Source organism: Streptococcus nasisuis, assembly GCF_040836615.1.
Taxonomy (GTDB): domain Bacteria; phylum Bacillota; class Bacilli; order Lactobacillales; family Streptococcaceae; genus Streptococcus; species Streptococcus suis_V.
In genome coordinates, this window is the sequence record NZ_CP162268.1 from 713,757 (window position 1) to 728,932 (window position 15,176).

Annotated in this window: 12 protein-coding genes and 1 pseudogene; 12 read left to right on the plus strand and 1 reads right to left on the minus strand. The window is 46.2% G+C overall.

Annotated elements, in window-relative coordinates:
• The first annotated feature begins 63 nt into the window (after window positions 1-63).
• The 9 genes and pseudogenes from AB1F57_RS03655 to ftsX all read left to right on the plus strand — a co-directional run bounded on the left by AB1F57_RS03655 (window position 64) and on the right by ftsX (window position 9,452).
• Window positions 64-986 (plus strand): annotated as a pseudogene (locus AB1F57_RS03655) (TSUP family transporter).
• Entirely contained in the window at window positions 964-1,350 is a 387-nt protein-coding gene (locus AB1F57_RS03660) for a DUF1934 domain-containing protein (RefSeq protein ID WP_105123100.1), read from the plus strand. Before AB1F57_RS03655 ends, AB1F57_RS03660 begins: the two are co-directional and overlap by 23 nt.
• Window positions 1,351-1,561: 211 nt before the next feature.
• Entirely contained in the window at window positions 1,562-4,246 is a 2,685-nt protein-coding gene (locus AB1F57_RS03665; RefSeq protein ID WP_367986094.1) for a cation-translocating P-type ATPase, read from the plus strand.
• Between the two features lie 91 nt (window positions 4,247-4,337).
• Complete coding sequence (locus AB1F57_RS03670; protein WP_170239118.1) at window positions 4,338-4,751, plus strand: TM2 domain-containing protein; 414 nt, start codon at window positions 4,338-4,340, stop codon at window positions 4,749-4,751.
• Between the two features lie 187 nt (window positions 4,752-4,938).
• Window positions 4,939-5,430, plus strand: a complete 492-nt coding sequence (locus tag AB1F57_RS03675; protein WP_170239119.1) for a VanZ family protein — start codon at window positions 4,939-4,941, stop codon at window positions 5,428-5,430.
• Window positions 5,431-5,468: 38 nt separating this feature from the next.
• Window positions 5,469-6,590 carry a tRNA epoxyqueuosine(34) reductase QueG gene (gene queG, locus AB1F57_RS03680; protein ID WP_170239120.1) on the plus strand — a complete coding sequence of 374 codons (1,122 nt, stop codon included), beginning with the start codon at window positions 5,469-5,471 and terminating at the stop codon, window positions 6,588-6,590.
• Window positions 6,591-6,631: 41 nt separating this feature from the next.
• A protein-coding gene (prfB, locus tag AB1F57_RS03685; protein ID WP_105137132.1) for a peptide chain release factor 2 occupies window positions 6,632-7,727 on the plus strand; the annotation gives its coding sequence in 2 pieces (ribosomal slippage) (window positions 6,632-6,703 and window positions 6,705-7,727; 1,095 coding nt in all).
• A 125-nt stretch (window positions 7,728-7,852) separates the two neighbouring features.
• Window positions 7,853-8,530, plus strand: coding sequence for a cell division ATP-binding protein FtsE (gene ftsE / locus AB1F57_RS03690; RefSeq protein ID WP_105110314.1), 678 nt, complete (start codon window positions 7,853-7,855; stop codon window positions 8,528-8,530).
• Window positions 8,523-9,452, plus strand: coding sequence for a permease-like cell division protein FtsX (gene ftsX, locus AB1F57_RS03695; RefSeq protein WP_167786353.1), 930 nt, complete (start codon window positions 8,523-8,525; stop codon window positions 9,450-9,452). Before ftsE ends, ftsX begins: the two co-directional genes overlap by 8 nt.
• Before the next feature lie 44 nt (window positions 9,453-9,496).
• On the opposite strand, the gene AB1F57_RS03700 is transcribed toward ftsX, so the two are convergent.
• Window positions 9,497-10,132 (minus strand): MBL fold metallo-hydrolase, encoded by a 636-nt coding sequence (locus AB1F57_RS03700; protein ID WP_167786352.1) that lies wholly within the window; start codon window positions 10,130-10,132, stop codon window positions 9,497-9,499.
• Between the two features lie 103 nt (window positions 10,133-10,235).
• On the opposite strand from AB1F57_RS03700, the gene AB1F57_RS03705 reads away from it, so the two are divergent.
• From AB1F57_RS03705 to AB1F57_RS03715, 3 genes are all read left to right on the plus strand, one after another.
• Window positions 10,236-12,698: a bifunctional DnaQ family exonuclease/ATP-dependent helicase gene (locus AB1F57_RS03705; RefSeq protein WP_245170003.1), complete on the plus strand. Its 2,463-nt coding sequence runs from the start codon at window positions 10,236-10,238 to the stop codon at window positions 12,696-12,698.
• Window positions 12,699-12,788: 90 nt separating this feature from the next.
• The gene (gene proB, locus AB1F57_RS03710; RefSeq protein WP_167786350.1) at window positions 12,789-13,865 is read left to right on the plus strand and encodes a glutamate 5-kinase; all 1,077 of its coding nucleotides are present in this window, start codon (window positions 12,789-12,791) and stop codon (window positions 13,863-13,865) included.
• A 64-nt stretch (window positions 13,866-13,929) separates the two neighbouring features.
• Entirely contained in the window at window positions 13,930-15,168 is a 1,239-nt protein-coding gene (locus tag AB1F57_RS03715) for a glutamate-5-semialdehyde dehydrogenase (protein ID WP_167786349.1), read from the plus strand.
• Window positions 15,169-15,176: the final 8 nt, after the last annotated feature.

Below are 15,176 nucleotides of genomic sequence, written 5' to 3' on the forward strand. Positions count from 1 at the left end.
AATTTGAGGCACTACAAGGATATTGAGATGTACCCCGGTTCAGTTTTTGAGTATAATGGAGGAATGACGGATCAACATATTTTGCGTGCCATTCAGTTCTTGCTGATGGGCTTGATTATTTACATGCTTTGCTTTATTTGATTTTTTCCCATATCTGCAAGTATAAAATATCTATAACAGACCGTTTTTGGACAGGGTTTGGTATTGGCTTTGTGATGGACTTGTTGTATACTTTGGGGATTGGAACCTTTGCGACGACCACCAGTCTCCTCAAGGCGACAAAAATCATCCAGGACGACCGGAAAATTCCATTAACTATGACCACGGCCCACATTATTCCAATTTTGATAAAGGCCTTGATTTTCATCGCTATTGTTGAGGTGGAAATGACCACCCTAGTACCTCTCGCTATAGCGGCCTTTGCTGGAGCCTCGGTTGGTGCACGGGTGAGTCAAGATTGGGATACCCGCAAGGTTCAGCGTGTCTTGGGGATTTTGTTGCTAGTGGCGGCGGGCATCATGGTCTATCGTATGATAACTAATCCTGGTGCTGACCTAGATAACGCTGTTCGCGGTTTGACGGGCTGGAAATTGTTGGTCGGCATCATCTTTGACTTTTTCATTGGCATGTTGCTTAGCATGGGCCTTGGAAATTATGCACCGGAATTGATTTTCTTTTCCCTGATGGGTATCAGTCCAGCAGTAGCTCTGCCTGTTATGATGCTCAATGCGGCAGTCATGTTATCAGCAGGTGCACGACAATTTATTCAGTCTGGTCGTGTCAATTGGCCAGGCGTTCCAGGAATTATCCTGGGAGGAGTGCTTGGCATTCTGACAGCGGCCTTCTTCCTGTCCAACCTCGATATCAACAAGCTGAAAGTGCTGGTTGTTTTCATCGCAGCCTATACAGGCCTCATGTTGCTCCGCTCATCCTTTATCAAAAATGCCAAACAGGAGAAAGAATATGCAGATTCGCTTGAGAAATGAAATTGACCTGGACGGTCAGCTAGAAGTGGTAGACCAGGTCTTTCCGGTAGATGTCAAGGAAAAAGACGGTTCCCTCTATCTGCTCTATACCAATGACGAGAAAGAAAAAGTAGCGATTAAATGTGGTGAGGCCGAGCTAACCATGACGCGCTTTTCCAATCCCAAGTCCATTATGCGCTTTCTGGCGGATGGTGAGGCTATCGTGACCATTCCCACGCCCATGGGTATCCAGCATTTTGTGACCCATACCAAAGGCTACCAGCTAGATAGGGAAAATCAATCGGTTTTACTGGCTTACGATTTGAAGGGACTAGAGAACCAACAACTCTTTGCTTCCTATCAAATGGAAATTTCTTGGAAATAAAACGTTTTCAAGCGCAAATCTATTTGACCTGGCAAAAAATTTTGGTATAATAGAGGACAAATCGAGGGAGTAGCTAACGGACTTGTCCGTGATAGTGTCGTCAATCCGAAAATCGTTTCCGGCACTATCTTAAATAGCGAGACTTGTTTTAATACAACAGGTCTCTTTTTTATTTCTTTAAGTAAAAAGGGGATCGAAAAGGAGAAAAACAGTGTCAAAAGAACAAAAACGCGATTTGTTTTATACGCAAAGCGAAGAGCAAGTATTGTCTAGCTTAGGTTCATCCTTGGACGGTTTGACCAGCGACGAAGCTGGTAAGCGTCTGGGAGAATATGGTCGTAACGAATTGGATGAGGGTGAAAAACGTACCCTTCTGGCTAAATTCCTAGACCAGTTCAAGGACTTGATGATTATTATCTTGATCGGTGCAGCCATTCTTACAGTTATCACTGAAGGCTCACACGGATTGACAGATGCCATCATCATCTTGGCTGTAGTTATCCTCAACGCAGCCTTCGGTGTTTACCAAGAAGGTCAAGCTGAGGCAGCCATTGAAGCGCTGAAAAACATGTCTAGCCCAGTGGCGCGTGTCCTTCGCGACAACCATGTCACTGAGGTGGATTCAAAAGAATTGGTTCCAGGTGATATCGTCTTGCTCGAAGCAGGTGATGTCGTTCCAGCCGATATGCGTCTCTTGGAGGCTAACTCCCTCAAAATCGAAGAAGCCGCTCTTACTGGTGAATCTGTTCCTGTTGATAAGGACTTGAGTGCTGAATTGGCAGAAGATGCGCCAATCGGTGACCGTGTCAACATGGCCTACCAAAACTCAAACGTGACCTACGGTCGCGGTCTTGGTGTGGTAACCAACACAGGTATGTTTACTGAGGTTGGTCACATTGCGGGCATGTTGGCAAATGCTGATGAGACAGACACACCACTTAAGCAAAACTTGCACCAATTGTCTAAGGTCTTGACCTACGCCGTTTTGATTATTGCAGTTATCACCATGTTGGTATCTGTATTTGTCCGTGGTGAAGGTATCTTGCCAGCCCTTATGACATCCGTTGCCCTTGCGGTTGCGGCGATTCCAGAAGGTTTGCCAGCTATTGTTACTGTTGTCCTCTCGCTTGGCACCCAAGTATTGGCTAAACGGAATTCTATTATCCGTAAGTTGCCAGCGGTTGAAACACTTGGTTCAACTGAAATCATTGCATCAGATAAAACTGGTACCTTGACCATGAACCAAATGACGGTTGAGAAAGTCTATACAAACGGTCAATTGGTGGATGCTAAAGAAGCTTTGGATGCTAGCAATACAACGCTTCGTGTTATGAACTTCGCCAACGATACAAAGGTTGACCCAACTGGTAAATTGATTGGTGACCCAACTGAAACAGCTCTTGTTCAATTTGGTTTGGACAAATCCTTCGATGTTCGTGAAGTTTTGGCTAGCGAGCCACGTGTGGCTGAATTGCCATTCGATTCAACACGTAAATTGATGTCTACCATTCACCAACAAGCTGCAGGCAATTTCTTTGTAGCGGTAAAAGGTGCACCAGATCAGTTGCTCAAACGTGTGACTCAGATCGAAGAAAACGGCACTATCCGTCCGATTACAGATGCGGACAAGGATGCTATTCTTGCAACCAACAAATCACTTGCTAAGCAAGCACTTCGTGTCCTTATGATGGCTTACAAGTATGTGGATGTGATTCCTGAATTGGAATCTGACATCGTTGAAAATGATCTTGTCTTCTCAGGTTTGGTTGGTATGATTGACCCTGAGCGTCCAGAAGCTGCTGAGGCTGTTCGTGTCGCGAAAGAAGCGGGTATCCGTCCAATCATGATTACCGGTGACCACCAAGATACAGCTGAGGCTATTGCTAAGCGTCTTGGTATCATTGATGAAAATGACACTGAAGACCATGTCTTCACTGGTGCAGAACTCAATGAGTTGTCCGATGAAGAATTCCAAAAAGTCTTCAAGCAATATTCAGTTTATGCGCGTGTGTCTCCAGAGCACAAGGTTCGTATCGTAAAAGCATGGCAAAATGACGGTAAGGTTGTTGCCATGACTGGTGACGGTGTTAATGATGCACCATCTCTTAAAACAGCGGATATCGGTATCGGTATGGGGATCACAGGTACGGAGGTTTCGAAAGGTGCTTCTGACATGGTCCTTGCTGATGACAACTTCGCGACCATTATCGTTGCGGTTGAAGAAGGACGTAAGGTCTTCTCAAACATCCAAAAGACTATTCAGTATCTCTTGTCAGCTAACACTGCAGAAGTATTGTGTATCTTCCTTGCAACCCTCTTTGGTTGGGATGTATTAGAGCCAGTTCATCTTCTATGGATTAACTTGGTAACAGATACCCTTCCAGCCATCGCTCTTGGTGTTGAACCTGCTGAGCCAGGTGTTATGCAGCACAAACCTCGTGGTCGTAACTCAAGCTTCTTCTCAGGTGGTGTTCTCAGCTCTGTCATCTACCAAGGTATTTTGCAAGCTGCCCTTGTATTGGGCGTGTACTGGTTTGCCTTAGTATTCCCAGAGCATGCAACCTATGAAGAAATCCACGCTGATGCTTTGACAATGGCTTACTTGACCCTTGGTTTGATTCAGTTGGTACATGCCTTCAACGTGAAGTCTGTTTACCAATCGATCTTTACAGTAGGACCATTTAAGAACAAGCTCTTCAACTGGTCCATCGTCGGTGCTTTCTTGCTCTTGATGGTTACTATTGTTGTTCCAGCTATTAGCAAGTTCTTCCACGTAGCTGTGTTAACGCCTACTCAATGGCTTGTAGCGATCGTTGGTTCTGTACTTATGGTTGTTATTGTTGAGATTGTTAAATTTGTCCAACGCAAGATGGGCTTGGATGAAAAAGCTATCTAATTTGAATAGAATGAGCTAACTCAGGCAACTGGGTTAGTTTTTTTGTTGAAGTTGGCATAAGGGAGTGGTAAACTAGAGAAAAGGAGTTTTTATGAATTACCCACAAACCTATGTTTTGAACAACAGCTCGTCTTTCCCTAGTGAAAAATTGCCCCTCTTGCAGCAGGAACTGGCTGGTCTTGAAGATTCAGCTCTCAACGCTTTGATGATGGTACCCTTGAAGAATCCTCTGGTGGCTCTCTTGTTGGCTATTTTCTTTGGTGAATTGGGAGTGGACCGTTTTTATGTTGGAAATAAGGAATTAGGATTTCTCAAGCTGGCTGCCATGGGCATTACCTTTGTCCTTATGTTTGTCGTGATTGGTTTTCTACTTCTGCCTTTGATTTACCTCTGGAAACTAATCGACTGCTTTTTGATTATGAAGGCTTGTAAGGAGGCCAATTACCAGCGTCTGATGAAACAGATTTATGAATTTAAGGCCTTTCAAGAAGGGCATCATGTTTAGCGAAACTCTGTCTGACCGGGTTTTCTTTCTTTACAGGTGTGGAAAGTTTGAGCTGATTTTGTCACAGAAGTGTCATTTTTGAACCTTCTATTTGTGGTATAATGATAGAGCTTGTGTTCACAGATGGACACTTTTATATAAGTTAACGGTGAACTCGGGTTTGATATGTAGCTTGAAGGGAGGAGTCATGATGACAAGAAAGATAGCACGAATTTCTTTTATTATCTATCTGCTGGCGCTGATTTGGATCATCGTTTTTAAGATGGATTTGTCCATTTTGTACGGTCGCCATGGCTATGCCAGTCTCAATCTCATTCCTTTTGCTGGGACGGCTGTTTATAATGGTGTTCTGGATTATCCAGAAATCATTTTTAATATTGCCAGCTTTATTCCCTTTGGGTTCTACATGGAAATAATCTTTCGGAAGGCCGAGTGGGAGCGAAACTTAGCTGTTATTCTGCTGGCCAGTCTGGTATTTGAAGTGGTGCAATACCTGCTCCTGTTGGGGGTGGCAGACATCACGGACCTGCTGGCAAATAGTCTGGGCGGAGCCATTGGGATTAATCTCATGTACCAGGCGACGGCTGTTTGGCGGGAAAAGGCCTACTGGAGAATGACTATTTTTGCTGGCCTGGCTACAATTTTCTTCATTCTTTTAACTTATTTTTATATCTACTAGCTTGAAAAGCATATACTAAATTTGTTACAATAGACATAATGACAATCAAAGAAGAAATTATCAAATTGTCCCAAGAAATTGGCATTTCTAAAATTGGCTTCACCACAGCGGATGATTTTGATTATTTGGAAAAATCCCTGAGGGCTGGAGTCGAAGAGGGGCGAACAACAGGTTTTGAGCATAAGAATATTGAGGAACGGATTCGGCCAAGATTAAGTTTAGAATCCGCCAAGACCATTATTTCCATTGCTGTAGCCTATCCACGTCACTTGCCGGTCAAGCCGGCCAAAACCCAGTACAAGCGCGGTAAGATTACGCCCAATTCTTGGGGCTTGGATTATCATTATATTCTCCAAGATAAGTTGGAGCGCTTGGCTCGTGGCATCGAACAATTAACCGAGGGCTTGGAATACAAGGCCATGGTAGATACGGGCGCCCTCGTTGATACGGCTGTAGCCAGACGGGCAGGTATTGGCTTTATCGGCAAAAATGGCTTGGTCATCTCCAAGGAATTTGGTTCCTATATGTTTCTTGGGGAATTGGTGACCAATCTGGACATTGAACCCGACCAGCCAGTTGATTATGACTGTGGTGATTGCAACCGCTGCGTTGAGGCCTGTCCGACCTCCTGCCTGATTGGAGATTCGACCATGGATGCGCGACGCTGTCTGTCCTTTCAAACTCAGGACAAGGGCATGATGGACTTGGAATTTCGCAAGAAAATCAAGACCGTTATCTACGGTTGCGATATTTGCCAGATTTGTTGTCCTTACAACAAGGGAATTTCCAGTCCCCCTGTAGTAGAAGTGGATCCCGATTTGGCTGAGCCGGAGTTAATTCCCTTTCTGGACTTGTCCAATGGGCAATTCAAGGAAAAATTTGGCATGATTGCAGGCTCTTGGCGGGGGAAAAATATTCTCCAGCGCAATGCTATTATTGCACTGGCAAATGCAAATGACCGCTCTGCCATTCCCAAACTGATTGAAATCATTGATAAGAAGCAAAATCCGATCCACATGGCGACAGCGATTTGGGCTCTGAGCCAGCTGGTTAAGCAACCCAATCAGGAGCTGGTAGACTTTATCGCAAGTCTGACTTCTGATCATGAGGATGTGCGTGCGGAGCAGGCTGCTTTCTTAGAACTGGTGAAATCTAGGTAACTGTGATATAATGAAAAGATAAAATTTTGAACGAGGTACTTATGGATACAGCAGAAATTCGCCAAAAGCTGGAAGAGCTTGGCAACAAATTAACATCATTTAGGGGGTCTCTTTGACTTAGAAGGTCTGGAAGAAGAGATTGCCATTCTTGAGAATAAGATGACGGAGCCAGATTTTTGGAATGATAATTTGGCGGCTCAGAAAATCTCTCAAGAATTAAATGAACTGAAAAATACCTATGGAAATTTCCATCAGATGATTGATCTCTACGACGAGGCTGAAATTCTCTTGGATTTCCTAGCGGAAGATGAGTCAGTTCGTGAGGAACTGGTTGAAAAATTGGCAGAGTTGGACAAACTCATGACCAGCTACGAGATGACCTTGCTCCTGTCTGAGCCTTATGATCACAACAATGCCATCTTGGAAATTCATCCGGGCTCTGGTGGAACAGAGGCACAGGACTGGGGCGAGATGCTCTTGCGTATGTATCAGCGTTATGGCAATGCCAAAGGTTTTACAGTCGAAACGCTGGATTATCAAGCGGGTGATGAGGCCGGTATCAAGTCTGTGACGCTTAGTTTCACGGGACCAAATGCCTACGGGTTGCTTAAGTCAGAAATGGGTGTCCACCGTTTGGTGCGGATTTCTCCCTTTGACTCAGCCAAGCGTCGCCATACCTCCTTCACGTCTGTCGAAGTCATGCCTGAGTTGGACGATACCATTGAAATTGAAATCCGTGATGATGAAGTCAAGATGGATACCTTCCGCTCGGGTGGTGCCGGTGGTCAGAATGTCAACAAGGTGTCAACCGGTGTGCGTTTGACCCACATTCCGACAGGAATTGTGACCCAATCAACCGTGGATCGTACCCAGTATGGCAACCGTGACCGGGCTATGAAACTCCTGCAGGCTAAATTGTATCAGTTGGAGCAGGAGAAGAAGGCGGCAGAAGTCGACTCGCTCAAGGGTGACAAGAAAGAAATCACTTGGGGAAGCCAAATCCGCTCCTACGTCTTTACGCCTTATACTATGGTCAAAGACCATCGGACGGGATTTGAAGTGGCTCAAGTTGATAAGGTCATGGATGGAGACATTGAAGGTTTCATCGATGCCTATCTTAAATGGCGGATTAGCTAAGAATACAGAAAGGACTGTCACAGACAGGAAATTCTATGGGAATTTTTAAAAAGAAAAATAGAAGAAATGCGAGTGGTCGCCATCTGGACTCAGACCAGCCGGCCGCTCCAAGACGTATTATTGAAATGAAGGACGTTACCAAGAAATATAGTAACGGAACGACTGCTCTTCGCGGGGTGTCCATCAATGTCGATGCGGGCGAGTTTGCCTACATCGTTGGACCATCAGGAGCAGGGAAGTCTACCTTCATCAAACTCCTCTACCGTGAAGAAAAATTGGATAAAGGTAGCTTGACAGTTGGGAATTTCAACCTTGCTAAGATCAAGAAAAAGGATGTTCCCCTCCTTCGCCGTAGTGTGGGAGTTGTCTTCCAGGACTACAAGCTTTTGCCTAAGAAAACGGTCTATGAGAATATCGCCTATGCCATGGAAGTTATCGGTGAAAAACCGCGTAACATCAAAAAACGTGTCATGGAAGTCTTGGACCTGGTGGGACTTAAGCACAAGATCCGTACCTTCCCGAATGAGCTTTCAGGTGGTGAGCAGCAGCGGATTGCCATTGCGCGTGCCATTGTCAACAATCCCAAAGTCTTGATTGCGGATGAGCCGACAGGTAACTTGGACCCGGAAAATTCATGGGAAATCATGAGCTTGCTGGAGCGCATCAATCTGCAGGGGACAACGGTTCTCATGGCTACCCACAACAGCCAGATTGTAAACACTCTCCGTCATCGCGTTATTGCGATTGAAGATGGTCGAGTGGTTCGTGACGAAGCGGAAGGAGACTACGGATACGATGATTAAACGATTTTTTAGACATCTATGGGAGTCGCTCAAGAGTCTCAAACGAAATGGTTGGATGACGGTTGCGGCGATTTCTTCTGTGGCCATTACCCTGACCTTGGTGGGAATCTTTGCTTCTGTCATTATCAATACCGCTAAGTTGGCTTCGGATTTGGAAAACAATGTCCGCATCAATGTATTCTTGCGGGCCAATTCGACAGACCAGGCTGAAACCATTGTAGATGACGAAGGTAAGACAGTTGCCAATCCTAACTTCAAGGCTGTTTACAATAAAATCACAGCCCTGCCAAACGTTGAGACGGTGACTTATTCTAGCAAGGATGAGCAGTTGCAGAAGTTGACAGCGACCTTGGGTGATACCTGGAATCTCTTCCAGGGGGATGCCAATCCGCTTTATGATGCCTATATCATTGATACGACTGAGCCTCAATATGTCAAGTCTGTGGCGGCTGAAATTGCCAAAATTGATGGAGTGACAGAGGTTCGAGATGGAGAGGTTGAGACGGAGCGTATCTTTAAGTTGGCTGGGATGGTTCGGACCTGGGGTCTGGCTGCAGCAGCCTTGCTTCTCTTTACAGCAATTTTCTTGATTTCCAACACCATTCGGATTACCATCATTTCCCGCAGTCGTGAAATTCAGATTATGCGACTGGTTGGAGCGAAAAATTCCTACATCCGTGGTCCTTTCCTCTGGGAGGGAGCTTGGGTAGGTTTGCTGGGAGCGGCTCTTCCAGCAGCCCTGGTCTATTTCCTCTATCAAATGGTTTACAAATCCGTGAATGCGAGCTTGGCCAGTCAAGACCTATCCCTACTTCCGGTTGATATCTTTGTTCCCATCATGGTGGGGGCGCTGGTTGTCATCGGTGTGTTGATTGGTTCAATCGGATCGGTTATCTCAATGAACCGCTATTTAAAAATTTAAGAATACTAAAAATCCTAAGAAGTTTGGCTTCCTAGGATTTTTGCTTATCTAAAAAAGGGATTGAAATTTTTCTCGTGGGCAACGGTAGTGTTTTGACCGTGGCCTGGATGGACTGTGTAGTGGTTGGGGAGGGTGAAAATATGCTCCTGGATGCCGGCAATCAAATCATCAAAATTGCTGGTTGGAAGGTCTGTGCGGCCGATGTTTTCCCGGAAGAGGGCGTCGCCGGTGACAACAGCTTTGGCTTCAGGAAAAATGAAAGAAACACCGCCAATCGAGTGGCCAGGCGTAGGAACAACCTTGAAATGAAAGTCGTCAAGCTGGTAGTCTTCCTGATATTTGAAAACTTGCTCTGCGGGCTTGCAGACGACATTTTCCATATCATCGTGACGGGGTAGACCAGACAGGTTCATCTCCGGAGTATAGAGCCAACTAGCCTCGCTTTCGGCCACATAAACGGGTGGAAAACCGTAGGTCTCACGCAGGATGTCTAGACTTAGGATGTGGTCATAGTGGGTGTGGGTAAGCAGGATGGCTGTGATAGGCTTGCCAATTTTTTCGATAGTGGCCTGGATTTTATTCCAATCGCTGCCTGGATCGACCACCAGCAGATGGCTATCGTTTTCGATATAATAAGTGTTTTGGGTGGCAACTTGGTTGACAGATTTGTGGATTTTCATGGGGGCTCGCTTTCTCTCCTTATTCTATCTAATAGTCTAACAGAAAATGGGGCATCCTTCATGGATTTTGTTTTTCATGGCCTATCTATGCTATAATGTTTTTATGAAAGAGACGAAATCAAGCAATCGGTATGCTGTTGTTGATTTGGAAGCAACGGGTACGGGTATTGAGGCTAAAATTATTCAAATAGGAATTGTCATTGTTGAAAATGGTCAGATTGTCGAAACTTTTTCAACGGACATCAATCCCTATGAGCCCCTGGATGAACATATTGTTGATTTGACGGGGATTACGGACAAGCAATTGTCCCAGGCCCCCAGTCTGGGCCAGGTGGCTGGTCAGATTTATGAAATGCTGGCTGATGCTATTTTTGTCGCCCACAATGTGACCTTTGATGCCAATTTGCTGGCGGAAGCCTTGTTTTTTGAGGGTTATGAACTCCGCACACCGCGGGTAGATACTGTCGAGCTATCCCAGGTCTTTTTCCCTACCATTGACAAGTACAGCTTGGGCAATCTTTCTGATAAATTGGACCTGGGTTTGGATCAGGCCCATACGGCCTTGGCAGATGCTACTGCGACAGCCAACTTGCTCTTGAAAATCCAGGAAAAAATCCTCTCCCTGCCCAAATCTATGGTGGAACAACTAGTGCAGTTATCTGATTGCCTGCTCTACGAGTCTCGCTTAGTCATTGAGGAATTGCTACCACAGCTGTCGGATCAGGTCTCGTTAGACTTGGTTTACTGCCACGGCTTGTTTTTGCAAGAATCTATTGAAGTTCCGGTTTCGCGCAAGTTTTCGGATGATTTTGTGACCAATCTGGGACTGCTGGGTCTCTATGAGCGGAAAAAACAAACGGCCTTTGCAGGCTTGGTTGAAGAACGATTAAGTGATGAACAACAGGTTCATTTTATCCAGGCCCAGGCTGGTCTTGGGAAGACCTACGGTTATCTCTTGCCGCTCCTGGCTAAAACTGACCAAAAATTACTGGTCTCCGTGCCAACCAAGCTCTTGCAGGAACAGATTATGTCCAAGGAAGGCAAGCGCTTATCAGAAGTTTTTCGCATTTCTATTAGTTCCCTCAAGGCACCCCAGCATTTTATTAAGCTAGACAACTATTGGCAGACCCTGCAACGCCAGGATGACAACCGTCTGGTCAATCAGTTTAAGATGCAGGTCCTGGTCTGGCTCAGTGAGACGCAGACAGGGGACTTGGACGAGCTCAAGCAGAAACAGCGCTACCAGGCCTATTTTGATGAAATTGCCCATGATGGCAAGTTGTCGGAGGACAGCCTTTTTTGGGACCAGGATTTCTGGAGAAAGGTGCAGAGAAGAGCTGTAGATAGTCGGCTCTTAATCACTAACCACGCCTATTTTTTGAGCCATCTTAAGGACCAGGACCCCTTGATGAACCAGCGCCTGGTGGTCATTGATGAAGCGCAAAAATTGCTATTGGCAGCGGAGAATTTGGCCACTGGACAGGTCAATATGACCCAGCTTTTGCAAACCCTGCAGAGCAAGAAAGACAGGACCAGCAACCTGCTGGACCAGCGCTTGTATGAATCCTGCCAATTTGAGCTGCAGCATCTGATGACAGATTTCCGCAAGCAGGCTGACCGCGAAATCACTCGGACAGACTTGGACCAGTTGCGTCAGAATCTGCTAGAGTTGCAGGATTATGATTTGCAGGAATTGACGGATTTGTTGACCTACTATGAGCGTTTTTGGCTGGAAGACCATCGCCTGGCCGACAAGCGACTGACCTACCTGCGTGGGACCAAGGAGGATTTGCTAGATGTCAGTAGCTACCTGCCCCAGGGTAAGATTTTCTGTATCAGTGCCACACTGGACATTAGTAGTAAGGTCAACCTGGCGGATTTGCTGGGCTTTCAGGAAGTCACGTTTGACCGTCTCCCTCATCAACTGATCACCAACCAGCAGATTATCATTCCCCGTGGGCTGCCGGATATTCAGAGCCTGACCAAGGAGGATCATGCTGGATTTATTGCCGAGCGTTTGGGGGAAATAGCAGAGCTGGGACGACCGATTTTGGTTCTCTTTACCTCTATTTCCCTGCTCTTGGAGGTGGCGGATTTATTGGAAGAGGCAGGTTTACCCTATCTAGCCCAGCATAAACATGGGGCAGATGCCAGTTTAAAACGACGATTTGAACGGGGAGAATGTCAAATTCTTCTGGGAACGGGCATCTTCTGGGAAGGTGCAGATTTTGCCGACCAGGACCAGATGATTCAAGTCATTCCCCGCCTGCCGTTTGAAAATCCCAAGGATTCCTTTGTTCAAAAGGTAAATAGGAAACTGATTCAAGAGGGGAAAAATCCTTTTTATGATTACCATTTACCTATGATGATGATAAAGCTCAAGCAGGCTATTGGTCGCACCAATCGCTATGACCGCCAAGAATCTGCTGTCCTTCTCCTGGACAATCGCCTCCAGACCAAGCAATATGGGCAACAGGTTATTGATTTTCTAGAGCAGGACTACCCGGTAGAAGGGGTGCAAGAGACGGCAATCATGGATGCCCTGAGCTATTTTTTCAGTGAGTGAGCCGAAAGGCTCTTTTCTTCTAACATGAACATAGAAAATTCATGCAAACTATGGTATAATTTTTCAAATATTAGGAAAAAGAGTGGGACTATGGTAGAAAAAACGATTGTATTTAAGGTGGGGACTAGTTCTCTGACCCAAGAAAATGGTAGTTTGGACCGGATTAAGATTGCTAGGATTACCAATCAGCTAGCTCAGTTGCACCAGAAAGGCTACCAGATTGTGCTGGTGACTTCAGGGTCCATTGCTGCTGGTTTTCGGAGATTGGGCTTTGATAAACGACCGACCAAAATTGCGGAGAAGCAGGCTTCTGCGGCTGTTGGGCAGGGCTTGCTGATTGAGGAATACACGCAGAACCTGATGAAAGATGGCATTGTGTCAGCTCAGATTTTGCTGACTCAGGATGATTTTGCGGATGCCAGACGCTATCAAAATGCCTCTCAGGCCTTGCAGGTCTTGCTGAAACAACGTGCTATTCCCATTATCAATGAAAATGATACCATTGCCATTGAAGAGATAAAGGTAGGGGACAATGATACTTTATCAGCCCAGGTGGCTTCCCTTTTGAAAGCGGATCTCTTGGTGCTCTTGACGGATGTGGATGGACTTTACACGGCCAATCCTAACGGTGATCCCAATGCTAAACATTTGCCAGAAATCAAGGAAATTACGGAAGATTTATTTGCCATGGCAGCAGGAGCAGGATCGTCCAACGGAACGGGTGGCATGACCACCAAATTGCAGGCGGCACAGATTGCGACTAAGTCGGGCGTGCCCGTCTTTATCTGCTCTTCAAAAGAGGACATAGCTCTTTTGCAAGCAGTTACCCAAGCCAATCGCGGCACCCTCTTTTTAGCTGACGACCATGCCATGAACCAGCGCAAGCAGTGGATGGCCTTCTACGCTCGGACAGATGCAGCAGTTGAGGTGGATGCTGGTGCGGTTGAGGCTATGTTACACCAAGGCCGCAGTTTGTTAGCTGCCGGTGTCAAAGCCCTAGAAGGCGACTTTGAAGTTGGGCAGGTTGTGGAAGTTTACAGTCAAGCAGACCACCGCTTGATTGGTAAAGGGCGGGTCAAACTCTCGTCCCGGGACTTGCAGGACCGGTTGGCAAATGGCAGAGCGGAAGGTGTGTTCATTCACCGTAACGATTGGGTTAGCTTATAGTCGTTCAGTTTGTATTGATTATGTTGACGAACGAGCAAACTGAAAGACTAAATAGGAGAAAGATATGACAACAACACAAGCATTATTAGACAGTTTATTGGCCCACAAGGCCTCTATCAATCTTGCAACAACAGAACAAAAAAACCAGGCCCTATCAGCCATGGCAGACCAGTTGGTTGCTCAAACTGAGGAAATCCTAGCAGGCAATGCCATCGATATGGAGAATGCCCAAGGCAAGATTAGCCAAGTCATGCAGGATAGATTGCTCTTGACAGCAGAGCGAATTGAAGCTATGGCTGAGGGTCTTCGTGCCCTGATAACCTTGCCAGACCCAGTTGGTTTGACCTTGGAAGAATCTACTCGAGCAGATGGCTTGCAGATTCGTAAGAAGTCTATTCCTTTTGGATTGGTGGGCATGATTTACGAAAGCCGTCCAAATGTGACATCCGACGTTGCAGGATTGGCTATCAAGAGTGGCAATGCTGTTATTATGCGTGGTGGTAAGGATGCCTTTCATTCATCTCAGGCCATTGTTTCAGCTTTGAAAACTGGTTTGGAAGAAGTTGGCCTATCACCTAAGGTCATCGAGTTAGTCCAAGATACCAGCCGAGCCTCTGCGACTGAGTTGATGACCGCAAAAGGTAAGATTGACCTCTTGGTACCGCGTGGTGGCGCAGGTTTGATTCAGGCTGTTGTGGAAAATGCAACTGTACCAGTTATCGAAACCGGAACAGGTATCTGCCATGTCTATGTCGATAAGGATGCGGACTTGGACAAGGCTTTACAAATTGCCGTCAATGCCAAAGTCAACCGTCCTTCAGCATGTAATGCGGCTGAAGTCTTGCTGGTCCACGAATTAATTGCCAGTCAATTCTTACCTCGCTTGGAAGAAGCTCTTTCTGGCCAGGTGGAGTTGCGTGCAGACAGTCAGGCTCAGTCTCTTCTCAACCAATCCACACCAGCAGGCGACCAAGATTTTGACACAGAGTTTCTGGACTACATCTTGGCAGTCAAAGTCGTATCAAACGTAGAAGAAGCTATCAGCCACATTGCTCAACACTCGACAGGGCACAGTGAGGCCATTGTGACGGAAAACAGCCAAACGGCAGACATTTTCGCACTCCATGTGGATTCGGCGGCGGTCTATGTCAATGCATCAACTCGCTTCACAGACGGTGGTGAGTTCGGATTGGGCTGTGAGTTGGGTATTTCCACCCAGAAGATGCACGCCCGTGGTCCAATGGGACTGCGTGAGATGACCACTTACAAGTACATCATCACAGGCGACGGTCATATTCGTTAGGAGGTCAA

Bases quoted from the DNA above. Each gene is read 5' to 3' on its own strand.
- queG (WP_170239120.1), top strand. From the start codon at position 5,469: ATGACAATCAAAGAAGAAATTATCAAATTGTCCCAAGAAATTGGCATT.
- AB1F57_RS03705 (WP_245170003.1), top strand. From the start codon at position 10,236: ATGAAAGAGACGAAATCAAGCAATCGGTATGCTGTTGTTGATTTGGAA.
- AB1F57_RS03700 (WP_167786352.1), bottom strand. From the start codon at position 10,132: ATGAAAATCCACAAATCTGTCAACCAAGTTGCCACCCAAAACACTTAT.
- AB1F57_RS03715 (WP_167786349.1), top strand. From the start codon at position 13,930: ATGACAACAACACAAGCATTATTAGACAGTTTATTGGCCCACAAGGCC.
- proB (WP_167786350.1), top strand. From the start codon at position 12,789: ATGGTAGAAAAAACGATTGTATTTAAGGTGGGGACTAGTTCTCTGACC.
- AB1F57_RS03670 (WP_170239118.1), top strand. From the start codon at position 4,338: ATGAATTACCCACAAACCTATGTTTTGAACAACAGCTCGTCTTTCCCT.
- ftsE (WP_105110314.1), top strand. From the start codon at position 7,853: ATGAAGGACGTTACCAAGAAATATAGTAACGGAACGACTGCTCTTCGC.
- ftsX (WP_167786353.1), top strand. From the start codon at position 8,523: ATGATTAAACGATTTTTTAGACATCTATGGGAGTCGCTCAAGAGTCTC.
- AB1F57_RS03660 (WP_105123100.1), top strand. From the start codon at position 964: ATGCAGATTCGCTTGAGAAATGAAATTGACCTGGACGGTCAGCTAGAA.
- AB1F57_RS03675 (WP_170239119.1), top strand. From the start codon at position 4,939: ATGATGACAAGAAAGATAGCACGAATTTCTTTTATTATCTATCTGCTG.